This is a genomic window from Blastomonas sp. SL216 (assembly GCA_026625625.1).
Classification (GTDB): Bacteria; Pseudomonadota; Alphaproteobacteria; order Sphingomonadales; family Sphingomonadaceae; genus Blastomonas.
Genome location: CP113055.1, coordinates 1,908,929 through 1,929,048, shown reverse-complemented (window position 1 = coordinate 1,929,048; position 20,120 = coordinate 1,908,929). Strand labels below are relative to the sequence as shown.

At 65.5% G+C, this 20,120-nt stretch carries 21 protein-coding genes and 1 tRNA gene; 12 read left to right on the top strand and 10 right to left on the bottom strand.

Annotated features, from left to right (window positions below):
- Positions 1-19: 19 nt before the first annotated feature.
- Positions 20-757, bottom strand: a complete 738-nt coding sequence (locus OU999_09030; protein ID WAC25306.1) for an SDR family oxidoreductase — start codon at positions 755-757, stop codon at positions 20-22.
- A gap of 10 nt (positions 758-767) precedes the next feature.
- On the bottom strand, positions 768-1,796 hold the full coding sequence (locus OU999_09025) for a phosphotransferase family protein (protein ID WAC25305.1): 1,029 nt from the start codon (positions 1,794-1,796) through the stop codon (positions 768-770).
- Positions 1,797-1,867: 71 nt separating this feature from the next.
- Here OU999_09025 and OU999_09020 point away from each other — a divergent pair, with 71 nt between their 5' ends.
- From OU999_09020 to OU999_09005, 4 genes are all read left to right on the top strand, one after another.
- Entirely contained in the window at positions 1,868-2,512 is a 645-nt protein-coding gene (locus OU999_09020) for a TetR family transcriptional regulator (GenBank protein WAC25304.1), read from the top strand.
- A gap of 348 nt (positions 2,513-2,860) precedes the next feature.
- Complete coding sequence (locus OU999_09015; GenBank protein ID WAC25303.1) at positions 2,861-4,027, top strand: PepSY domain-containing protein; 1,167 nt, start codon at positions 2,861-2,863, stop codon at positions 4,025-4,027.
- Positions 4,024-4,203, top strand: coding sequence for a hypothetical protein (locus tag OU999_09010; GenBank protein ID WAC25302.1), 180 nt, complete (start codon positions 4,024-4,026; stop codon positions 4,201-4,203). Before OU999_09015 ends, OU999_09010 begins: the two co-directional genes overlap by 4 nt.
- Before the next feature lie 36 nt (positions 4,204-4,239).
- Positions 4,240-6,432, top strand: coding sequence for a TonB-dependent receptor (locus OU999_09005; GenBank protein WAC25301.1), 2,193 nt, complete (start codon positions 4,240-4,242; stop codon positions 6,430-6,432).
- 164 nt (positions 6,433-6,596) lie between these two features.
- Here OU999_09005 and OU999_09000 read toward each other — a convergent pair.
- Positions 6,597-6,671 (bottom strand) — tRNA-Glu (locus tag OU999_09000).
- A gap of 73 nt (positions 6,672-6,744) precedes the next feature.
- Positions 6,745-8,529 carry a single-stranded-DNA-specific exonuclease RecJ gene (gene recJ / locus OU999_08995; protein WAC25300.1) on the bottom strand — a complete coding sequence of 595 codons (1,785 nt, stop codon included), beginning with the start codon at positions 8,527-8,529 and terminating at the stop codon, positions 6,745-6,747.
- A 90-nt stretch (positions 8,530-8,619) separates the two neighbouring features.
- Between recJ and OU999_08990 the strand changes: the two genes are divergently transcribed.
- The 3 genes from OU999_08990 to OU999_08980 all read left to right on the top strand — a co-directional run bounded on the left by OU999_08990 (position 8,620) and on the right by OU999_08980 (position 12,118).
- Positions 8,620-9,114: an NAD(P)H-dependent oxidoreductase gene (locus OU999_08990; GenBank protein ID WAC25299.1), complete on the top strand. Its 495-nt coding sequence runs from the start codon at positions 8,620-8,622 to the stop codon at positions 9,112-9,114.
- Positions 9,115-9,179: 65 nt separating this feature from the next.
- A complete protein-coding gene (locus tag OU999_08985; protein ID WAC25298.1) occupies positions 9,180-11,114 on the top strand; it encodes a prolyl oligopeptidase family serine peptidase in 1,935 nt (644 codons plus the stop codon).
- A complete protein-coding gene (locus tag OU999_08980) occupies positions 11,111-12,118 on the top strand; it encodes a histone deacetylase family protein (protein ID WAC25297.1) in 1,008 nt (335 codons plus the stop codon). Before OU999_08985 ends, OU999_08980 begins: the two co-directional genes overlap by 4 nt.
- 173 nt (positions 12,119-12,291) lie before the next feature.
- On the opposite strand, the gene OU999_08975 is transcribed toward OU999_08980, so the two are convergent.
- Positions 12,292-12,741: a hypothetical protein gene (locus OU999_08975; GenBank protein ID WAC25296.1), complete on the bottom strand. Its 450-nt coding sequence runs from the start codon at positions 12,739-12,741 to the stop codon at positions 12,292-12,294.
- Positions 12,742-12,809: 68 nt separating this feature from the next.
- The gene (locus tag OU999_08970; GenBank protein ID WAC25295.1) at positions 12,810-13,229 is read right to left on the bottom strand and encodes a VOC family protein; all 420 of its coding nucleotides are present in this window, start codon (positions 13,227-13,229) and stop codon (positions 12,810-12,812) included.
- Between the two features lie 130 nt (positions 13,230-13,359).
- On the opposite strand from OU999_08970, the gene OU999_08965 reads away from it, so the two are divergent.
- A complete protein-coding gene (locus tag OU999_08965) occupies positions 13,360-14,109 on the top strand; it encodes an SIMPL domain-containing protein (protein WAC25294.1) in 750 nt (249 codons plus the stop codon).
- A gap of 132 nt (positions 14,110-14,241) precedes the next feature.
- Here the strand turns inward: OU999_08965 and OU999_08960 are convergent, their stop codons facing one another.
- Together OU999_08960 and OU999_08955 are read right to left on the bottom strand one after the other, a co-directional pair.
- On the bottom strand, positions 14,242-15,108 hold the full coding sequence (locus OU999_08960) for a tetratricopeptide repeat protein (GenBank protein ID WAC25293.1): 867 nt from the start codon (positions 15,106-15,108) through the stop codon (positions 14,242-14,244).
- Positions 15,109-15,133: 25 nt separating this feature from the next.
- Positions 15,134-16,000, bottom strand: coding sequence for a hypothetical protein (locus tag OU999_08955; protein WAC25292.1), 867 nt, complete (start codon positions 15,998-16,000; stop codon positions 15,134-15,136).
- A gap of 73 nt (positions 16,001-16,073) precedes the next feature.
- Between OU999_08955 and OU999_08950 the strand changes: the two genes are divergently transcribed.
- Complete coding sequence (locus OU999_08950) at positions 16,074-16,496, top strand: DUF350 domain-containing protein (GenBank protein WAC25391.1); 423 nt, start codon at positions 16,074-16,076, stop codon at positions 16,494-16,496.
- A gap of 54 nt (positions 16,497-16,550) precedes the next feature.
- Here OU999_08950 and OU999_08945 read toward each other — a convergent pair whose 3' ends face one another.
- Entirely contained in the window at positions 16,551-17,396 is an 846-nt protein-coding gene (locus tag OU999_08945; protein WAC25291.1) for an outer membrane beta-barrel protein, read from the bottom strand.
- A gap of 316 nt (positions 17,397-17,712) precedes the next feature.
- Here OU999_08945 and OU999_08940 point away from each other — a divergent pair, with 316 nt between their 5' ends.
- Positions 17,713-18,549, top strand: coding sequence for a serine protease (locus OU999_08940; GenBank protein WAC25290.1), 837 nt, complete (start codon positions 17,713-17,715; stop codon positions 18,547-18,549).
- 45 nt (positions 18,550-18,594) lie between these two features.
- Positions 18,595-18,915, top strand: coding sequence for a DUF3297 family protein (locus OU999_08935; protein WAC25289.1), 321 nt, complete (start codon positions 18,595-18,597; stop codon positions 18,913-18,915).
- A gap of 7 nt (positions 18,916-18,922) precedes the next feature.
- Here OU999_08935 and OU999_08930 read toward each other — a convergent pair whose 3' ends face one another.
- A complete protein-coding gene (locus tag OU999_08930) occupies positions 18,923-19,633 on the bottom strand; it encodes a CHAP domain-containing protein (protein ID WAC25390.1) in 711 nt (236 codons plus the stop codon).
- Between the two features lie 122 nt (positions 19,634-19,755).
- Between OU999_08930 and OU999_08925 the strand changes: the two genes are divergently transcribed.
- Positions 19,756-20,109, top strand: coding sequence for a metalloregulator ArsR/SmtB family transcription factor (locus tag OU999_08925; protein WAC25288.1), 354 nt, complete (start codon positions 19,756-19,758; stop codon positions 20,107-20,109).
- Positions 20,110-20,120: the final 11 nt, after the last annotated feature.

The window sequence follows — 20,120 nt, the reverse complement described above, 5'->3', positions numbered from 1 at the left end:
TAAGCCTTTCGTTTGAACCCTAAAGCGACAGCCCGCCATCGACGACGATGGTGTGGCCGGTGACATAGGCGGCAAGCGGCGAGGCGAGGAAGATCGCAGCGCCTGCCATATCCTGCGGTGTACCCATGCGCCGCTGCGGGATGGCGGCCAGCGCGCCTTCGAGCCGTGCGGGATTGCGGGTGGTCACCTCTGTCAGCTTGGTATCGACCAGCCCCGGCGCGAGCCCGTTCACGCGGATGCCATCGGCGGCAAAGGCCTGGCCCAGCGTCTTGGTCAGACTGATCGCGCCTGCCTTGGATGCGGCATAAGCGGGGTTGCCGATATTGGCCTTCAGGCCCGAAATCGAACTGACGATGATCATCGCGCCCTGCGCGGCGGAGAGCTGGGCGCGGAATTTCTGGGCACAGTGCATCAGGCTGTCGAGGTTGACCGCCATCACCCGGTCCCAGCCGGCGCGCTCGAACTCGCCGCGCCGATAGACCACCGTGCCCTGGCACAGCACCAGCACGTCCAGCGTCGCAAAGGGCAGGGCAGCCGCCTCGATCGCATCGGGATCGCCGATGTCGACCTGCGCATAGCCCAGTCCGCTGAGGTCAGAGCCCTGTTGCGGATCATATTCGGCTGCCGATGCCCTGGTGCCCCAGACATGCACCTGCGCCCCGCGCGTGCGAAAGGCGTGCGCGATGCCATTGCCGATGCCGCTGGAGCCGCCAACGACCAGCACCTTGCGGTCGGTGAAATCGGTGTCGTGGTTCATGTCCATTCCTTCAGCGGATGCGGCGCAGGGCGCGCTCGAAAAGGTCCAGCGTATGCGCGTGCAGCTTGTCGCCGGTGTCCCTGGGGGCCTTGCCGGCACAGGCGCGGGCATAGGTGCCTTCCAGGATGATGCCGAGCTTGTAGCAGGCTAGGATCACGTACCAGTCCAGCGCCGCCAGATCGCGGCCACTCACGCTGCCATAATGCGCGATCAGCTCGCCGGGCGTGGCAAATCCTTGCCACGGGGTGATCGCGACATCGGTCTGGCTTGGGCTGTCGCCTTCGGGCCAGGTCGCGAGCAGCCAGCCCAGATCCAGCAGCGGATCGCCGATGGTGCTCAGCTCCCAGTCCACCACGGCGGCAAGATCGCCGCTGTCCGGACGGACCATGACATTGGCCAGATGGAAATCGCCATGGATGATGCCGGGCGTGAAGTCGGCAGGGCGGTGGGCCTCCAGCCATGCGCCGACCTTGTCTACGCCCGGAATGCCGGCGGGGCCTGGCCAGCCGGGCAGGTCCGCATAGCTTGCGAGCTGCGCCTGCCATCGGCCGACCTGGCGCTGCAGATAATTGTCGGGCTTGCCGAAGCCCTCGAGCCCGACCGCGCGATAATCGATCGCGCCCAGCGCAGCGATCGCCTCGACCATCGACAGGCCGATACGGTGGCGCAGCGCAGCATCTGCCGCGTGGAGCGCGGGCAGGCCCTGGGTCGGGTTGAAGCCCTCCACCTGTTCCATCAGGTAAAAGGCAACGCCGAGCACATCCTCTGCATGGCAGGCCGCAATCAGCCGGGGATGCGGCACGGCGGAACCCTGTAGCGCCGAAAGTACCCGGGCCTCGCGGCGCATGGTCTCGTTGGAATTGGCGCGCGGCACCGGCGGCGGCCGGCGCAGCACATAACGCGCCTCGCCGCGATGGAAGCGTATCAGGATGTTCTGCGTACCGCCGGTCAGCGTTTCGACCGAGTCGATCGCTCCTTCGCCCAGGCCCTGCGCGTCCATCCAGCGCTGCAGCGCTGCGAGATCGACCCCGTCCGCCATCCTCACCCTCTTGTTTATCCAAATGGATAATGCGGTTTGACGGTTGGCTCTGTCAATGGCAATTGTGCGGGATGATGCCTGCCCCCTCCGCCCCGCGTCCGGGTGCCCCGGACCATATCAAGGCCGTCGCGCTCAAGCTCTTTGCCGAACGCGGGATCGACGGCGTCACGGTGCGCCAGATCGCGGATGCGGCCGGGCAAAAGAACCATGCCGCGCTGACCTATTATTTCGGATCGAAGGACCTGCTCGTCCGCACCTTGATCGTCGATGGCGCGCGGGCGATCGACGAACGGCGCAACGCCTGGCTGGACGAAAACCTGGCGAGCGACGGGATCGACAGCGTGTTCGCGGTGATGCAGGGGCTGGTGGTCACCTCGATCGATCCCGATCCCCCGGCCTGGGGCGAATGCTACAACCGTTTTGTCGTCGGGCTGCAGATGTCCAACCGGGCACTGTTCATGGACGCACTCGGCGGACGCTGGAACAAAGGCTATCTGCGGTGCCTGGATGAAGTCCGCCGGCTGCGCTCGGACATGCCGGGCGAGGTGCTGAACCAGCGGCTGGTGTTTATGGGTGCAGCGCTGGGCGGCATTCTGGCGGCGCGCGAGGCGGAGCTGGCCGACCGGTCGCGCGAGCATCCGATGTGGTCGAGCGACCGCACGCTCGATGCGGTGGCCGCATCACTGGCCGCGATCATCGAGGCGCCGCTCGGCTGAGCGCCGCTGGACCCGATACCGCTGAGCATCGCCGACCATTCATCCTGGGCGGGGAAGGGGCTTCGATTCGGTATTTGCGACGCATTTGCGGCGAGACACGTTCAGGTTACGGCTGGCGCACCGGCTTTTTCCCGGGCCTGTCCCATTATCCTCGCCACGTTCTGGCGGACTGTTGTTCTTGAGAATGATTTGCATTGACTCTATGCGATGGGTTCGATAGCCGCGAAGCCCTGTCGACCCGGGGTTTTTCATGCATCGCCAGATACGCACAACCACCTTCGCCAAGCCGATCAACTGCGCCAAGCAGCGGTGGTGTGCGCGCGCGGTGACCATGGCTGGGTGCGTGGCATGACCCGGTCGTCGATCAAGGCCTGGGCGGTGGTGCACAAATGGACCAGCCTGGTCTGCACCGCCTTTCTGCTGATGCTGTGCCTCACCGGGCTGCCCCTGATATTCCACGATGAAATCGATTATCTGACCGAAGAGCAGCCGGTGTTCGGCATGCCGGGGGTCGGGTCTTCGGGGACCGCCAGGGGGCTGCTCTCGCTGGACGACATGATGGCCCGGGCGCTGGCCAACCGGCCCGGCGAAGTTCCGCTCTATATGGCGTTTGACAACGATCAGCCGTCGATGACGATCACAACCGGCCCGCGCCCCGATGCGCCCGCGTCGCAGATGACGATCCAGTCGTTCGACCGGTCGACCGGCAAGCAGATCGGCCTCGAATCCGAAGGGACGGGCGGCGTCATGCATTTCCTGCTGGAACTGCATACCGACATGTTCCTGGGCCTGCCCGGCATGCTGTTTCTGGGCGCTATGGGCGCGGCCTTTGTCGTGGCGCTGATCTCCGGCGTGGTGCTTTACGCCCCGTTCATGCGCAAGCTCGATTTCGGGACGGTGCGGACCAGCCGCAGCGCGCGGACCAAATGGCTCGACTACCACAACCTGCTGGGCATTGTCGGGCTTGCCTGGATGCTGGTGGTCGGGCTGACCGGAGTCATCAACGCGCTCGCCGTGCCGATCGAGAAGCTGTGGAAGGCCGACCAGCTCGCCCAGATGACGCGCGAATATGCCGGACGTGCCCCGCTCGATCCTTCGCGCTACGGGTCGCTCGACACGGCGATGGCGGCCGCCCGTGAGGCGCTGCCCGACAACAATCCCCAGTTCATTGCCTTTCCCGGCGGTACGTTCAGCTCAAGCCACCATTATGCGGTGTTCTTTCAGGGGGATACGCCGCTGACCGAGCGGCTGCTGACCCCGGCGCTGGTCGATGCGGAAAGCGGCACCTTCACCGCTGCACGGCAGATGCCCTGGTATTATCAGGCGCTGTCGCTGTCGCGGCCGCTGCATTTCGGCGATTATGGCGGCCTGCCACTGAAGCTCTTGTGGGCCGCGCTGACGTTGTTCACCATCCATGTGCTGGGGACCGGCCTGTATCTGTGGCTCGCCAGGCGCAAGGCCGGCGCGCCGGTCCGCACGCGCTCTGCCATGCCCGTTGCGGAGCCCGCCGAATGAGCCGCGCCCGCTCGCTCCGCAGCATCTTTGCCTGGCCATTGCTCATCCTCGTCATCGGGCTTGCCGGGCTTGTCATCGCGCTCACCGGCGATGGCTGGCGCGATGCGGCTTCATGGGCGGCGCTGAGCGCCCCGGTGGCGGCGGTCATCTGGGCGATGCGCGCCCGCCGCTGCTGAATTTTTCTCGACCTTCGATCTGCAAGGAACCTCAAAGTGAAGACATATGCCATTCGCCGCGCCCTTCTTGTTGCCAGCTCGCTGGGCACGCTCGGTTTCGCCAACCCCGTGCTGGCCCAGCAATCGGACGATGATGAACGGCTGATCATCGTCACCGCCCAGCGGCAGAACCAGTCGGGCGTCGAGCAGCAGGGCAGTGCGGGCGTGCTGGGCGACAAGGATGCAGCCGATGTGCCGTTCAGCATCCGCAGCTATAACGCCGCGCTGATCCTCAATCAGCAGCCGCAGACGCTGGGCCAGGTGCTGGAGAACGATCCCACCATCCGCACCACCACCGGCTTCGGCATCGCGGGCGAACTGTTCGTGATCCGCGGCTTTTCGCTCGCCGGGGACGATATCGGCTATGACGGGCTTTACGGCATCACCCCGCGCCAGCTCGTCGCGCCCGAATTGTATGAATCGGTTCAGGTGCTCAACGGGTCGAGCGCCTTTCTGAACGGCGCTGCCCCTGGCGGCACCGGGATCGGCGGCAGCGTCAACCTGATCCCCAAGCGCGCGACGGCGGAGCCCATCACGCGCGCGACCATCGGCTATACCGGGCCCGAACATGTCGGCGGCGGCTTCGATTTCGGACGCCGGATGGGCAAGAACGGCGAATGGGGCATCCGCATCAACGGCACCGCGCGCGCAGGCGATGTCGCAGTCGATGACGAATTCCGCAGCAGCTATGTGCTGGGCGCGGCGATCGACTATAATTCCGGGCCGTTCCGCGCCACGCTCGATCTTGCCTATCAGCGGGTCAAGGTGTCGCACTTCCGGCCCAAATTGCGCGTCAACACATTGGCCGAAATACCGGACGCGCCCGATGCCAGCACCAATTTTGGCCAGCCCTGGCAATATACTACGCTGCGCGACATTTTCGGCCAGTTCCGCATGGAATATGACGTGGCCAAGGACGTGATGGTCTATGCCGCATTCGGTGCGCGCGACGGTTCCGAAGAGGGCGTCTACAGCACGCCGACGCTGGTCAGCCTCAATGGCGACATCACGGTGAGCAGCTCGTTCATCCCGCGCACCGACAATAACGAGGCCGCCACAGTGGGGGCCCGCGCCAGGCTCAGCGGCGGCGGGATCACGCATGAATTCAACGTTGGCGGCTTGATGAACTGGCTGGTCAACCGCAACGCCTTCCAGTTCTTCGACCTGTCGGCCCAGCGCAACAATCTCTACGCGCCTGTCGAAGTGACGCCATCGACCCGTATCACCTTCGTGGGCGGCAATCTCAGCGACCCGTTCCCGATTTCGCGCACGCAGCTTTCCAGTGTGTTCTTCTCGGACACCATCGGCTTGTGGAACGACCGCATTTTGCTGACGGCCGGATTGCGGCTGCAGACGATCAACGCCAAATCCTATTCCAACGTCAGCGGCGCGCTGGTCAGCGAATATGACGAGGACAAGGTGACGCCAGTGTTTGGCCTGGTGTTCAAGCCGGCAGAGGGGCTGTCGCTCTATGCCAACCGCATCGAAGCGCTGGTACAGGGTGCCACTGCGCCGCTGACCGGGGCCAATCCCACCGGCGGTGCTGCTCTGCCGGTGACCAATGCCGGGGAGATCCTGCCGCCGTTCGTGTCGGAGCAATATGAACTCGGTGGCAAATGGACAATTGGGCCTGTCGACCTGTCGCTGGCGCTGTTCCAGATCGATCGCGAAACCGCGATCCTGCGGGCTGATCCGAACACCGTCGGCGCGCTGCAGTTCGGACCGTTCGGCATTCAGCGCAACCGCGGCATCGAATTCACCATGGCGGGCGAACTGGCCGAAGGCCTGCGCCTGATTGCGGGCGGTTCGATCATCGATGCCAAGCTGCGCCGGACGCAGAACGGGGTGAATGAGGGCGCGCAGGCGGTGGGCGTGCCCGAATACACGCTGAACGCCAATGTCGAATGGGACGTGCCCTTCGTGCCCGCGCTGACCCTGACCGGGCGGGTGGTGCATACCGGCGAACAGGCGGCGAATGTCGCCAACAGCCTGTTCCTCGATTCCTGGACCCGGTTCGATATCGGCGCGCGCTATGTCGCGGTGGTGGGCGGAAAGCCGCTGACCTTCCGCTTCAATATCGATAATGTGGCCGATGCGGACTATTGGGCTTCGGCCTTTGACAGCTTCCGCCCCGATCTCCAGCTCGGCGCACCGCGCACGTTCAAGGCATCGATGACCTACGATTTCTGAAGCCGAACCTGAACGGGCGAAGGAAGGGCGACCTATGGTTGCCGCCTTCGCCCCGATCGCCGAATGCAGACGACCGCTGCGCGCGCCACAGGCACAGCCCTGTGGCGGGCGATTTCATCCATTGTCGGGAGGAAGTCCGCATCCAGTAACCACCCTGTCGGAGGTGGTGACCCCTACGGGAATCGAACCCGTGTTTCAGCCGTGAAAGGGCCGCGTCCTAACCGCTAGACGAAGGGGCCATCTGCGGGAAGCGCCCCTCTAAGCAGTTGGCGGGGGGCAGTCAAGCGCCCGATTTGGCTTTTTTTGGCTTTTTCAGAATTCGACCGGCGCAAGGTCGTCGACATGCATTTCGGCGGCGTGATTGCCGTTCCAATTGTCGATCTTTACGCGCCCGGCCAGCCAGAACCGCCGGTCGCGCGGCGCGCCGAGCAGCGCCTGGCCCAGCGGGGTGTCGACGCTGCGGAACGCCATCGCCTTGAACGATGCACCGTCATCGCCTGCCGCGATCGCGCGGACATGGGTGGTGCCGACGACATCGCAGCGCACGATTCGCACCGGCCCGGTCGCAAGACGCGGCGCGGGCCAGCCCATGCCATAGGGTCCCGCTGCCTCCATCTGCTCGACCAGATCGGGTGTCAGCCCGCGCGGCGCAACCAGCGCATCGACCAGCAGCCGCGCTGCGCCAGAGGCTGCGGCGACCGGGGCGGCGAGCCGGTCTTCCAGAAATTCGCCGAACCGGTCCATGAAATCCGCGTTGATCGTCAGCCCGGCTGCCATGGCATGGCCGCCGCCTGCAACCAGCAGCCCAGCATCCTTGGCCGCGATGATCGCCGCGCCCAGATCGACGCCCGGGATGGAGCGGCCCGATCCCTTGCCGATCCCTGCCTCGTCCAGCGCGATCACCAGCGACGGGCGGCCCGTCTTTTCCTTGATTCGCCCCGCGACAATGCCGATCACGCCCGCATGCCAGCCGTGCCCGGCGAGCAGCGCCACGTCGCGGTTATGCTGCGCGGCGAGCAGGGCTTCGGCCTCTTCCTGCACCATCGCCTCGATCGCGCGGCGTTCTTCGTTGAGGCGGGACAGTTCGGCTGCGATCGCACGCGCCTCTGCCTCGTCCTGGGTCGTCAGCAGCCGCACGCCCAGGTCCGCCGCGCCGACTCGCCCGCCGGCATTGATTCGCGGGCCCAGCGCAAAGCCCAGGTCCGAGCATATCGGTGCGCGCGTCAGGCGGCTGGCCTCGATCAGCGCGGCCATGCCGATATTGCGCCTGCGCCCCATGATCTTCAGCCCCTGCGCGACAAAGGCGCGGTTGAGGCCCTTCAACTGTGCGACATCGGCAACCGTGCCCAGCGCCACGAGATCGAGCAGCTCCATCAGCGCCGGCTCGGCGCGACTCGCGAAATAGCCCTGCTGGCGCAGGGTGCGCACCACGGCAGCGGCGAGCAGGAACGCGACGCCGACCGCCGCCAGATGGCCATGCGATGCTGCCTCGTCCTCCTCGTCCAGCCGGTTGGGGTTGACCAGCGCAAAGGCGCGAGGAAGCTCTGCTGCACATTTGTGGTGATCGACCACCACGACATCGACCCCGGCCTCATGCGCCATCTGCAGCGCCTCATAGGCCATTGCGCCGCAATCGACGGTGACGATCAGCGTCGAGCCATCCTGCGCCAGCCTGGTCAGCGCCGCGCCCGAGGGGCCATAGCCTTCCATCAGCCGGTCAGGGATATAGGCCCCGGCATCGAGCCCCAGATCGCGCAGCAGCCGGATCAGCAGCGCCGCGCTGGTCGCGCCATCGACGTCATAATCGCCATAGATGGTCACCTTTTCGCGCGCGATCACCGCCTGGGCCAGCCGGTCGGCGGCATTGTCCATGTCGCGGAAGATCGACGGATCGGGCATGAAGCCGCGAATGGTCGGCGACCGGTGCCGGTCCAGATCGTCGCGCGGCACGCCGCGGCTGAGCAGCAGCAGCGCCACCAGATCATCGGGCTGGAGATCAGCCTCGCGCCGGTCACCTTCGGCGCCGCGCCAATGCCAGGGCTGGCCGGTGAGCGAGCGGGTAATGCCAAGAACGGGATCGGGGTGAAGGGTGGCCATGCGCTACGTCTAGCTGCCGCGATTCCGCTTGGCGAGGGGCGATGCCGGGAAAAGTCTGGATCAAAGCCGAGGGGCGGCTATCAATGCGCCATGACCGATGCACCCGAACTGCTGATCATCTGGCACAGCCGCACCGGCACCGCACGGGCGATGGCCGAGGCGGCGCTGGAGGCGGCGTCGGGCGAAGGCCCGGTGCGGATGATCGCGGCCCACGAGGTGCAGCCCGAGGACATGCTCGCCGCGTCCGGCTATCTGTTCGTATGCCCGGAAAATCTCGCGACCATGTCTGGCGCGATGAAGGAGTTTTTCGACCGCTGCTATTATCCGCTGCTGGGTCTTGTCGAAGGGCGGCCCTATGCGGCGATGGTCGCGGCGGGATCCGACGGGGCAGGGGCGGTGCGCCAGATCGAACGGATTGCGACCGGCTGGCGGCTCAGGCGCGTCGCCGACAGCCTGATCGTCTGCACCCATGCCCAGACGGCCGAAGCGATTGCCGCGCCTAAGCATCCGGATGCAGCGACGCTGGAGCCGTGCCGGGAAATGGGCGCGATGTTCGGCGCGGGGCTGGCCTTGGGAATTTTCTGACCGTAAGCTCTTGAAAAGCCTTCCCGGCGCGGGAAGAGATTCATTGGATAATCAAGGAGTGTCGCATGCTGTTCCGATCGTCGCTGCTGGCTCTTGCCGCTTGTATGGCCGTCCCCGCTGCCGCGCAGCAGGCCCCTGTCGAAACGCGCCAGGTCGGCACCGCGCGGCTGGAGAATGTGCCTGAAATTCCCCAGGATGTGCGCGATGCGGTGCAGCGCTACCAGAATTATCGCGAAGCGCGGTTCCAGGACTGGCTGCCCGATGGCGGCATGCTGATCACCACCCGCTTCGGCTCGACCTTTCAGGTGCACCATGTACCCGCCCCCGGCGCGGCGCGGCGGCAGCTGACCTATTTCAACGAGCCGGTGGGCGGCGCGAAGACCGTGCCGGGTCAGCAGCGTTTCGTGCTGACCCGCGACACCGGCGGCGATGAGTGGTTCCAGCTGTTCGTCCGCGATCTCGATGGCATCGCCCAGCCGCTGACCGAGCCGGTGACGCGCAACCAGTCGCCGGTCTTCGCCAAGGATGGCAGCCTGCTGGTCTGGTCGCGCGCGATCAAGGGCTCGGCGGATTACGCGATCATGGCCGCCGACCCGGCGGACCCCAAGAGCCGCCGCGTGGTCTGGCAGGGCACCGGCGCTGTCGGCCCGCAGGACATCAGCGCCGACAAGGCGACGGTGCTGCTCGCCAAGGGCATTTCCAACCGCGAGAACCAGCTGATGCTGCTCGATATGGCGAGCGGCAAGGTGACCCCGCTCGATTTCTCGATCAAGGCCAAGGCGCGGTTCGAGGATGCGCGCTTCATCGATGGCGGCAAGGCGATCGTCGCGATCACCAATGCGGGGACCGATACGCGGCGGCTGGTGCGGATCGACATCGCCACCGGCAAGATGACCACCCTCTCGCGCGAACCGGGCTGGGATGTCGAGGCCTATGACCTTTCGCCCGACGGTGCCACGGTTGCCTATACGCTGAACGAGGACGGCTATTCGCGCGTCATCCTGATGCCGCTCGCCGGTGGCGGGCAGGCAGCGTCCCCGGCACTGCCGCGCGGTGTGGTAACGGCCTTGTCCTTCTCGCCCGATGGGCGCCAGCTCGCTGTGGGCCTGAGCAATGCGACCACGGCGGGCGATGTCTGGGCGGTGGATATGGGCAGCATGGCCATTACCCGCTGGACCCAGTCGGAACCCGGCGAGCTGGACGTCGCCAAGCTGGTCGAACCGCAGCTGGTCCGCTTCACGAGCTTTGACGGGCTGACCGTGCCCGCCTTTGTCTATCGGCCCAAGAACGCCGCGCCCGATGCGAAGCTGCCGGTCATCATCGACATTCATGGTGGACCCGAGGCGCAGACCCGGCCCAGCTGGAACCCCGGCGCGCAATATTTTGCCGATGTGCTGGGTGCGGTGGTGATCCTGCCCAATGTGCGCGGATCGGACGGTTATGGCACCAAGTATCTCAACCTCGACAATGGCCCGCTGCGCGAGGACAGCGTCAAGGATATCGGCGCGCTGATCGACTGGGCGGGCAAGCAGCCGGGCATGGATGCGAAGCGGATCGCGGTCTATGGCCAGTCCTATGGCGGCTATATGTCGCTGGCGAGCATGACCTTCTATTCGGACAGGCTGGTGGGCGGCGTCGAGCGCTATGGCATCAGCGACTTCATCAGCTTCATGGCCAATACCGAGGCCTATCGCCGCGACAACCGCCGCGCCGAATATGGCGACGAGCGCGACCCCAAGATGCGCGCAGTCTATGAGCGCATCGCGCCGCTGAAGAATGTCGGCAAGATCACCAAGCCGATGCTGGTCATGCAAGGTGCGAACGACCCGCGCGTGCCGCAGTCCGAATCCGATCAGGTTGTCGCGGCCCTGCGTGGCAACGGCGTCGAAACCTGGTACGTGCTCTATGCCGATGAAGGGCATGGCTTCCTGAAAAAGGCGAACAACGATCTGCGCCGCGAGGTGGAGACGGTGTTCCTGCGCAAGCTGTTCGCGCAATGAAGGCGTTCTTCGATCCACGCCAGCACGACCATGCGCCCGCGATGGAGCTGCATAACGGGGCCTATGTTCCCTATGCCGAGCATCGCGGGCGGATGGAAAATGTGCTGGGCGCGCTCAGCGATGTTGAGGCGCCGCGCGATTTCGGGCTGGAGCCGATCCGCCGAGTGCATCGCGACAATTATCTGGAGTTCCTGCAATCGGCGCATCAGCGCTGGGTCGATGCTGGGCGCAATGGCGATGCGCATGGCTATGCCTGGCCGGTGGTGGGGCGGCGTCCGCTGAAGCTCAACCGGATCGACGCCGATCTCGGCCAGTTCAGCTTCGATGCCTCCAGCCCGATCAGCGCCGGAACCTGGGTGAGCGCCTATTGGGGCGCGCAATCGGCACTGGCGGCAACCGAGGCGGTGCTGGCGGGGGATCGCGCGGCCTTCGCCTTGTGCCGTCCTCCGGGCCATCATTGCGGCGCGGATTATCTGGGCGGCTATTGCTTCATCAACAATGTCGCAGTTGCTGCAGAAGCGGCCATCGCTGCGGGGCGGCAGCGCATCGCCATTCTCGATATCGACTATCATCACGGCAACGGCACGCAGGACATTTTCTACGATCGCGGCGACGTGCTGTTCGTGTCGGTCCATGCCGATCCTGCCACAGATTACCCGTTCTTCTGGGGCCATGCCGATGAGCGCGGCGAAGGCGCAGGCGAGGGCGCAACGCTCAACCTGCCGCTTCCGCGCGGCACCGATCTTGCCGCCTATGTCGCGGCGCTGGACTCAGGGTTGGCCGCGATCCGCGATTTCGGCGCGGACCTGCTGTGCGTGTCTTTCGGTGCGGATACCTTCGCCGGCGATCCGATCTCGCAATTCGCGCTGCAGACGGCGGATTATACCCCCATCGCCCGCGCGATCGCGGCGCTCGATCTGCCCACGGTGATCGTGATGGAAGGCGGCTATGCAGTGGACGCCCTCGGCGCCAATGTCGCGGCGTTCCTCAAGGGGTTTGAATAGCCCCACCCCGGCTTTCAGCTCGCCCCCACCCCGGCCTTCGGCCACCCCTCCCCAAGGGGAGGGGAGAGGGGGTGCGCAATCTTTCTGGCCTGCCGCGTGCGGGAGGGGCATACTCAGCTTGCTGAGCCGGGGTGGGCCAGGCGCTCTATCCGTGCACGACGGCCAGCGGCCAGTCAGTCCTCCTTCTTCGCCTTGCGGAACGGGACGAACTCGCTCAGCGCGCAGCTGCCCAGGGGTACGTTGATGCGCAGGTCCTGGACCAGCACGATATCGCCCGAACACAGGCGGCCCATCGGGGTGCGCGAGATCATGGTATTGTCGCGGGCGCGCGGGCAGCCGAGATAGGGCGTGTTGACGTAAACGACCGAGCCATCGTCATAGAGCAGCACTTCGTCACTGGCCGCGGTCGAGCGGCGCAGGCGGATCTGCGGGATGCACGAGACCGGCTTTCCCGCGACCCGATCCTTCAGGTACAGCTTCGCGATCTTCTGGCCGCGCTCGTCCAGCCCCTCGATCGCCGACAAGGTGCGTTCACGGATATCAGGACGGTCCGAATCCTGCGCCAGCAAAGGCGCGGCACAGGCGATGGCGGCAAAACCCAGTAATGCGGGGATGGTGCGCATGATATCATCCTTTGATCGGCCCCCGATGGGGCGCAGCATAATCCGGTTTGCCGCCATTCGCCAGCGGCTTACCAGACCCCGGTATTGGGCATCGACGCCCAGGGTTCGGCAGGCTCGAGATGGCCGTCCTGCAGCAGTTCGACCGAAATGCCGTCGGGGCTGCGGACGAACGCCATATGCCCGTCGCGCGGGGGGCGGTTGATGGTGACGCCGGCGTCCATCAGCCGCTGGCAGGTCTCGTAGACATTCTCGACCCGATAGGCCAGGTGCCCGAAATTGCGCCCGCCCGAATATTCCTCCGGGTCCCAGTTATGGGTCAGTTCTACTTCGGCCACGCCTTCCTGCCCGGGGGCGGCGAGGAAGATCAGCGTGAAGCGGCCCTGTTCGCTGGAGAAACGGCGGACTTCGTTGAGGCCGATCAGCTCGAAAAATCGGATCGTCGCGTCCGGATCAGTGACGCGGATCATGGTGTGCAGATATTTGGTCATTATGATGGGTCTCGGTTCATCGCAGTTCAGACACGGTTCATCGCGCAAAGGCTAATCGACAGAGCGTGCCGTAAGGGTGGTGTTGCCCTGCGAATATAGGCGGCGCGATGGGCTTTGAAAGGGCTTTGCAATGGCGGATAATGGGGGATCGGACGGTTCGGGCAAGCGCGGCTGGGTGCGCGACAATGTGCTGCTGGCGGGCGCTGGGATCCTGGCGCTGGGCATGGTCGCGGGCGGCTATCTGCTGGGCGACGGGTTGCTGCGCGCCAAGCAGGCGGATCGCTCGGTGACGGTGCGCGGCCTTGCCGAGAAGGACGTGACGGCGGATCTTGCCACCTGGACCATCGCCTATTCGGCCCAGGCCGACGATCTGGCGAGCGCGCAGGCCGATATCGACGCCGATACCAAGGCGCTGCGCGGCTTTTTCACCGAACTGGGCTTTGATGGCGATGCGCTGCAGCCGACCGGTGCCAATGTCTCGCAGTTCAACAACAATTACGGATCGACCACCTATACCATCCGCCAGCGCATGTCGCTGCGCACCAATGACATCAAGAAGGCCCAGGCTGCGGTGAAGCGCCAGTTCGACCTGATCAAGCGCGGCGTGGTGCTCGAGGAAGGCTCGGGCATGGCGTACAGCTTCACCAAGCTGAACGACATCAAGCCCAAGATGGTGGCCGAGGCAACCAAGGACGCGCGCGCCTCTGCCGAGCAGTTTGCCCAGGATAGCGGCACCGATGTCGGCGGCATCAAGAGCGCGACCCAGGGCTATTTTTCGGTCGAATCGCGCGATGGCGAAAGCGGCGGCGGCTGGGGTGTCAGCGACACGCCGTACAAGAAGGTCCGCGTCGTGACGACCGTGGATTTCTACCTGGACTGATGATGGGTCTCCCCTCCCGCGTGCGGGAGGGGTGCCCGCAGGGCGGGGTGGGGATGTGGCGCCGGTGGTGCTGCTAATTCAGGCCCACCCCGGTTCAGCAAGCTGAACCTGCCCCTTCCCAAGGGGAGAGGCTCACTTCTTTGCCTCCGTCTCCGCCGCTGCCTCGTCCAGCTGCGTCAGATGCCCCCGCGCGGTGCGCGCGACCGGGCCTTCGGGGCGGATCTCGATCGCCTGGGTCCAGTTGCGCCGGGCGATGTCGTATTTCCCGGCGCTCGCGGCGATATTGCCCGCCTCCAGCGCGACTTCAGGGTCGCGCGGAGCCAGGCGCGCGGCAATGTCGATATCGGCCTGCGCGCGGTCCAGCTTGCCCAGGCGGCGCGCGAGCGTGGCGGACAGCAGCCAGGCGAGCGGGTCTTCGGGCGCCAGCTGGTGTGCCTCATTGAGCGCGGCCTCGGCCTCGTCGGTTCGGCCGGCGACGACCAGCGCGCGGGCGCGGTCGAGATGCAGTTCGCCCAGCAACAGCCCCTGCGCCACGCCCTGTGCCATTGCGGCATCAAAATAGGTCAGCGCCTTCTCGCCATCACCGGTCGCCAGCGCGGCGTTGCCCGCCTGGGTCCACAGATTGGCAGCGCGCTTGTCGCGGGCTTTTTCGGCATCGCGCGCGGCAGAAACGAACGCATCGGAAGCCGCGGCCCAGCGGCCGTCCTTGGCATAGGCAAAGCCCAAACAATGGCGCGCGAAATAGCCGCCGCCCGCGATCAGCCATTCGTTCGCCGCGACGATGCCGCTCGCCGGGTCGTCGGTCGCCATGTCCATACACGCATCAAACCGCGCCTCGTCCGCCAGGGGCGGGGTGAAGGTCGGCGCGGTGGGGCCGGGCAGCGGGGCATCGGTCTTTGGCGCAGCCTGTGCGGGCAGCGGGGCGGGCGCATTGGCATCGGCGGGGCCGACCTGCAGGGCAGAGAGCAGGAGCAGCGCGGGGGTGAGCATGATTGTCATGACGGCTCCTGTGACCCTGCCGACCTTAACCGGCGCTGGCTGGCTGGCGTGCGGCGGCGGCAATGGCTGCGGCAAAGGCCTTGCCGCCATCGGCAGTGCGATCAAGCGAAAGCCAGGGTTCGATCAGCTCGATTTCCATGAGCGCATAGCCGCCCCGGCCATCGCCGACCATGTCGATCCGCGCATAAAGCAACTCGGCATCGATCGCCTGGAGCGTCGCCAGCGCTAGATCGCGCGCCGCTGCGGGCGGCGTGACCGCCTGCGACTGGCCACCGAACTGGCCCTGCACGCGGAAATCGCCGCTTTTGGGGCGCTTGACGATGGCATGGGCGAAATCGCCCGCCAGCCAGAACAGCGAATATTCGCCTTCGCTGGCGATCATCGGCATCATCGGCTGCACCAGCATCGCGCGGCCCAGTGCCTCGGGCGGGCAGGCGGCCTTGTCGCGGAGCAGCCAGGTATGGTCGGAGCCCGCAGAGACCGGCGGCTTCACCACCAGGTCGTCGGTGGCAAACGCTGCACGCGCTGCATCCAGCGCCGCCATATCGAGCGCATCGTGAAACCGGGTGGGCACGATCGCGACGCCGCGGCGCTCCAGTTCGAGCAGGTAGCGCTTGTCGGTATTCCAGCGCAGCACCTCCAGCGGGTTCAGGAAGCGTGCCCCTTGCCAGCGATCAAGCTGTTCATGCCAGCGCGGCAGCGCGCGGTGATAGCCCCAGGCCATCAACGGCAGCACCAGGTCGGCCGTGATCGGCGCAGCATCGGTCCAGGCGCGCCACTCGACCTCAAGCCCATGCGCGGCCAGCAGCGGCTCGATCACCACCGCCTGGTCCTGCCAGTCGTCATAACGGGTGAGATCGCCCTGATCGGGGATGAGGATGGTGACACGCATGGAGATAGCCTGGCTGGAAATGGGGTGCGGATCGGGCTTGATCGCTCAGGCCTTTCCGGTCAACAGTCGGGCCATGACCGATCCTGCGCCCGTAATCCAGAGCCTGTTTGCCGGGCTTCCCATCTTCATGCTGCATCTGGGCTCCGCCACCGTGGCCTGGGCGCTGGCGCTGGCGCTGTACATGTGGATCACGCCGCACAAGGAATTTGCGCTGATCCGTCAGGGCAATGTGTCCGCGGCGGTGTCGCTGGGCGGCGCAGCGCTGGGGCTGGCGCTGCCACTGGCCTTCTGCCTCGCCGCTTCGGTGAACGTCTGGGACGTGCTGATCTGGGGCAGTGTCACCCTGATCCTGCAGCTCATCGCCTTTCGCGCGGTCGACCTTGCGATCGGCAATCTGTCGAAGCGGATCGAGGAGGATCAGCTGGCCGCCGCGATTTTCCTGGCGATGACCAAGGTCGCGCTGGCCTGCCTGAATGCGGCGGCCGTGGCCGGATAAACGAATGGCGGAGCCGCTTGTGCAGCCCCGCCATCGTCAGTCAAATCCGATCGATCAGAAGCGGAACGCCGTGGTCACGCGGATCGAGTGGAATTCGAAGTTCGGGTCGCTGCGGCGCATGTCGGTCTGGCCGGCACGCAGCAGGAACGGGTTGGTCGCTGTCGCGGTGCCCGGGCCGACGTTCACGACATAATCGTCATTGGTATAGGTGTTGTAGAGATATTCGAGGCCGATGCTCATGTTGGGAGCGATCTTGGCTTCGACACCACCACCGGCCTGCCAGCCCCACGACCAATCCTTGCCGTTGCGCGGCGTGAAGGCATTGGCACCATTGGTGGTGCGGAAGCTGTTGTCGATGCGGCCATAGCTGGCACCGCCGGTGCCGTAGAACAGGATGCCGCCGCCCGGGGTGTAGCCAGCGCGGGCACGTGCCGACACGGCATAATCGAGCTCACGAGTGAAGACATAATTGGCCGGGGTCGAGCTGAATGCGGTCACCGAATCCTTGGCTTCCGAACGGCTGCCTTCGACCAGCGCACCGATCACGAAATTGCCATAGCGCTTGTCCGCACCGATCCGGATGCCGTATTCGATGTCGTTCTGGTCCTGGCGGCAGCCATCGCCTGCAATGGCGGTACGCGCCGAGCCGCGGCAGAAGCCGGGTGCAAAGGCATTCGCGCCAGCAGCGGTGCGGACGGTGTCGTTGAAATCGCCATCGACATTGGTGTCGAAGGTCACGCCTTCACCGCGCGGGCTGGACTGCGCCGAATAGCCGAAATGACCGCCGACATAGACGCCGTCGAAATCGGTGTCTTCCTTCACCGTCTGGGCGAAGGCGGGCGTGGCCAGCATGGCGATGGCAATGGCCGAAACGGCCGAGAATTTGATGGGGGTTTTCATGTTTTCGCGTCCTTGATTTTTGATATTCAGACGCATGCCAAACCTACAGACCGGCATCAGGGTTCCAACATAATCAACATTGATGAGCATGAGTTGCGATTATGTCACACAATCATGTTGGGATGATGCGGCCATGAATGCAGGATTAATCGGCAGGCAGGCACATATTCAGGAAAGTGCGACGAGTTGAACTTGGGTAGCGTTAGACAACACTTGTATCGCGGATTTTCCGTTGCGCGCTTGATTCTGTCGTGATCGGCAGTAGCGTCGCAATTATGCACAAGGCTGAAGAAGGTTCCGGTCCGCCGGCATACGCATGAGCAAGGCCAAGGCCTCCAACCGGCGCGGATGTCTGCCCTGGATCCTGGGCGCGGTGCTGCTGATGGTCTGGTTCGGCGGTGAAGACGAGCAATGGGCCGATGCGCCGCTGAGCGTCGAGCAGTTCGACCCGCGCAACCCGCGCAGGCCGCTGCCCGATATCGGCGAAAGCTTCGTCATCGCCGATCCGGGACCGCAACAGGACAGTCAGGGCACGGCCTTTGCGGTCGACAGCGACGGCACCTGGCTGACGGCGCAGCACGTGACGCATGGCTGTGACCGGATCGGGCTGGTCGCCGATGATGGCATCGATGCGATATCCGATGTCATCGAGAGCAGCGAAGCGGACGCGTCGGTGATCCGCCAGGGTCCGCTGCCCGAATATGCGCTCGCCCTGACCGAAGAACTGCCCGAAGAGGGGAGCCTTGGCTATCACATGGGTTTTCCGGCGGGCAATCCGGCGGTGGTGGTCTCGCGCTTCCTGGGCGCTACCTATGCCACGCGCGGTGGCCCTGGCGGCCAGAGCGAGCCGATCCTGGCCTGGGCGGAGGGCGAGCGGCTGCCCGATTTCGACGGAGCCTTGAGCGGCATCAGCGGCGGGCCGACCTTTGACGAGCGGGGGCGTGTGGTCGGTGTCAACGCCGCCTCGACGCCGCGCCGCGGGCGCGTCTTGACCACCGATCCGCTCGCCATATTGCGGCTGGTCGTGGCCAGTGCCGCGGTCGATGACCGGGGCGAGGTGACCGATTTGTCCAGCCCCGGCCGGGCGGCGCGGTTGTTTCAGACGCTGCTCGATCAGGGCATCATCCGGCAGGTCTATTGCGATGTCCGCTAGGGCTGGCTATGGGCGCGGCACGAATTTGCCAGAACGGACCCCATCATGACCGACACCCCGGAAACGCCCGAACAGACCCCGACCGCCGCCAGCACCGGCGCTGCGGACGTGCCGCCGGATCGTCTGGCGATCAGCCCGCGCAGCCCGTATTTCGATGCCGACCTGCTGGGTCGCGGCATCGGCATCCGCTTCAAGGGCGTCGAAAAGAACAATGTCGAGGAATATTCGATTTCCGAAGGCTGGATCCGCGTCCAGGCGGGCAAGACCATGGACCGCAAGGGGCAGCCGCTCACCCTGAAGCTGAGCGGACCGGTGGAAGCCTGGTACAAGGATCTGGGCGACGACGCGCCGATCGCCAGGACCTGATCCGCGGCTAGCCGCCCGTCGACGCGATCAGGTCGCCGATCGGGTCGGTTTCCAGCCGTGGGGCAGCCGGCGGTGATGGCTGGGCGGAACTGCGCCGGGCCTGGTCCTGCCGCTTGATATATTGCGCATATTCGCGGCGCTGCTTCTCGATATCCCTGAGCCTGCGCTTGGCGTCCTTTTCCGCCTGGCGCTGCGCCTTGCGCTCTTCGCGGCTCAAACTGGCCGGGTCGCGGTCGTTCGATGCAACCTGGACCGGCGGCGTCTGCAGGCGGCCCGGCGTCCGGCCCTCGGGATAGATGAAGCCGTGCGCTGGATAGCGCGTGTTGCCCAGGGCGCCGATCGGCGCGTACCAGACGCGCACCTCGCTCCAGTCATTCGCACCCGACACGTCCTCGGCCAGCACATTGCGCTCGATCTGCCCCTTGCGCCCGTCAATCGGTGACCAGTTGGCATGATCGAGCAGCACGCGGCGCGAATCGAGCACTTGGCTCACCGTCGCGACATGGCCAAGCTGCATCGATCGATAGGGCTTGAACGCCAGCACCGCGCCCACCGCCGGGCGCTTGCCGCGCTCGTACCGGCCCTCGGCCTGCTGCCACCAGCTCTGCGCGTCGCCAAAGATCTGGATGCCGCTCAGCTGCCGGGCATAGGGCACGCATTGCAGCAGCGGCTCCTGCGCATTCGCCAGGGGTGCTGCAAGCAGCAACGCGGCGGCCATCGCCAGAACGGGCAAGGGTGCGGATCGGAGGGCCATCAAGGCGAAATTGCGGCAAAATGGTTCACAAAGCGTTTACCGCGCGATGACTTGACTCTGTCGGTCATTTCCATAATATTGGAAATATGGAATCGACCTTTGCCTCCTGTGCGCCGAGCCCGCCATTCGCGCCGCCCGCGAGCGCGCTCGACAGCGCTGCGGTCGTCACCGCGCTGGCGGCGCTGGCGCAGGAACATCGGCTGGCCGCGTTCCGGCTGCTGGTTGAGGCTGGCCCCGATGGGGTCAGCGCAGGCGATCTGGCAGACCGGCTCGGCATACCTCGATCCTCTTTGTCCTTCCATCTCAACCAGATGATGCAGGCCGGGCTGATCGTGCAGCGCCGCGAGAGCCGGTCGCTGATCTATTCCGCCGACTTTGCCGCGATGGCCGCGCTGGTCGGCTTTCTCACCGAAAACTGCTGCCGGGGCTCCGGCTGCTGATCCGCCCTTTC

Excerpts from the sequence above, each read along its gene's own strand:
- OU999_08935 (WAC25289.1), top strand. The coding sequence starts at position 18,595 with ATGACCGACACCCCGGAAACGCCCGAACAGACCCCGACCGCCGCCAGC.
- OU999_08960 (WAC25293.1), bottom strand. The coding sequence starts at position 15,108 with ATGACAATCATGCTCACCCCCGCGCTGCTCCTGCTCTCTGCCCTGCAG.
- OU999_08975 (WAC25296.1), bottom strand. The coding sequence starts at position 12,741 with ATGCGCACCATCCCCGCATTACTGGGTTTTGCCGCCATCGCCTGTGCC.
- OU999_09030 (WAC25306.1), bottom strand. The coding sequence starts at position 757 with ATGAACCACGACACCGATTTCACCGACCGCAAGGTGCTGGTCGTTGGC.
- OU999_08930 (WAC25390.1), bottom strand. The coding sequence starts at position 19,633 with ATGGCCGCCGCGTTGCTGCTTGCAGCACCCCTGGCGAATGCGCAGGAG.
- OU999_08990 (WAC25299.1), top strand. The coding sequence starts at position 8,620 with ATGACCGATGCACCCGAACTGCTGATCATCTGGCACAGCCGCACCGGC.
- OU999_09020 (WAC25304.1), top strand. The coding sequence starts at position 1,868 with ATGATGCCTGCCCCCTCCGCCCCGCGTCCGGGTGCCCCGGACCATATC.
- OU999_08940 (WAC25290.1), top strand. The coding sequence starts at position 17,713 with ATGAGCAAGGCCAAGGCCTCCAACCGGCGCGGATGTCTGCCCTGGATC.
- OU999_09025 (WAC25305.1), bottom strand. The coding sequence starts at position 1,796 with ATGGCGGACGGGGTCGATCTCGCAGCGCTGCAGCGCTGGATGGACGCG.
- OU999_08980 (WAC25297.1), top strand. The coding sequence starts at position 11,111 with ATGAAGGCGTTCTTCGATCCACGCCAGCACGACCATGCGCCCGCGATG.
- OU999_08950 (WAC25391.1), top strand. The coding sequence starts at position 16,074 with ATGACCGATCCTGCGCCCGTAATCCAGAGCCTGTTTGCCGGGCTTCCC.
- OU999_08965 (WAC25294.1), top strand. The coding sequence starts at position 13,360 with ATGGCGGATAATGGGGGATCGGACGGTTCGGGCAAGCGCGGCTGGGTG.
- OU999_08970 (WAC25295.1), bottom strand. The coding sequence starts at position 13,229 with ATGACCAAATATCTGCACACCATGATCCGCGTCACTGATCCGGACGCG.
- OU999_09015 (WAC25303.1), top strand. The coding sequence starts at position 2,861 with ATGACCCGGTCGTCGATCAAGGCCTGGGCGGTGGTGCACAAATGGACC.
- recJ (WAC25300.1), bottom strand. The coding sequence starts at position 8,529 with ATGGCCACCCTTCACCCCGATCCCGTTCTTGGCATTACCCGCTCGCTC.
- OU999_08945 (WAC25291.1), bottom strand. The coding sequence starts at position 17,396 with ATGAAAACCCCCATCAAATTCTCGGCCGTTTCGGCCATTGCCATCGCC.
- OU999_08985 (WAC25298.1), top strand. The coding sequence starts at position 9,180 with ATGCTGTTCCGATCGTCGCTGCTGGCTCTTGCCGCTTGTATGGCCGTC.
- OU999_08955 (WAC25292.1), bottom strand. The coding sequence starts at position 16,000 with ATGCGTGTCACCATCCTCATCCCCGATCAGGGCGATCTCACCCGTTAT.
- OU999_08925 (WAC25288.1), top strand. The coding sequence starts at position 19,756 with ATGGAATCGACCTTTGCCTCCTGTGCGCCGAGCCCGCCATTCGCGCCG.
- OU999_09010 (WAC25302.1), top strand. The coding sequence starts at position 4,024 with ATGAGCCGCGCCCGCTCGCTCCGCAGCATCTTTGCCTGGCCATTGCTC.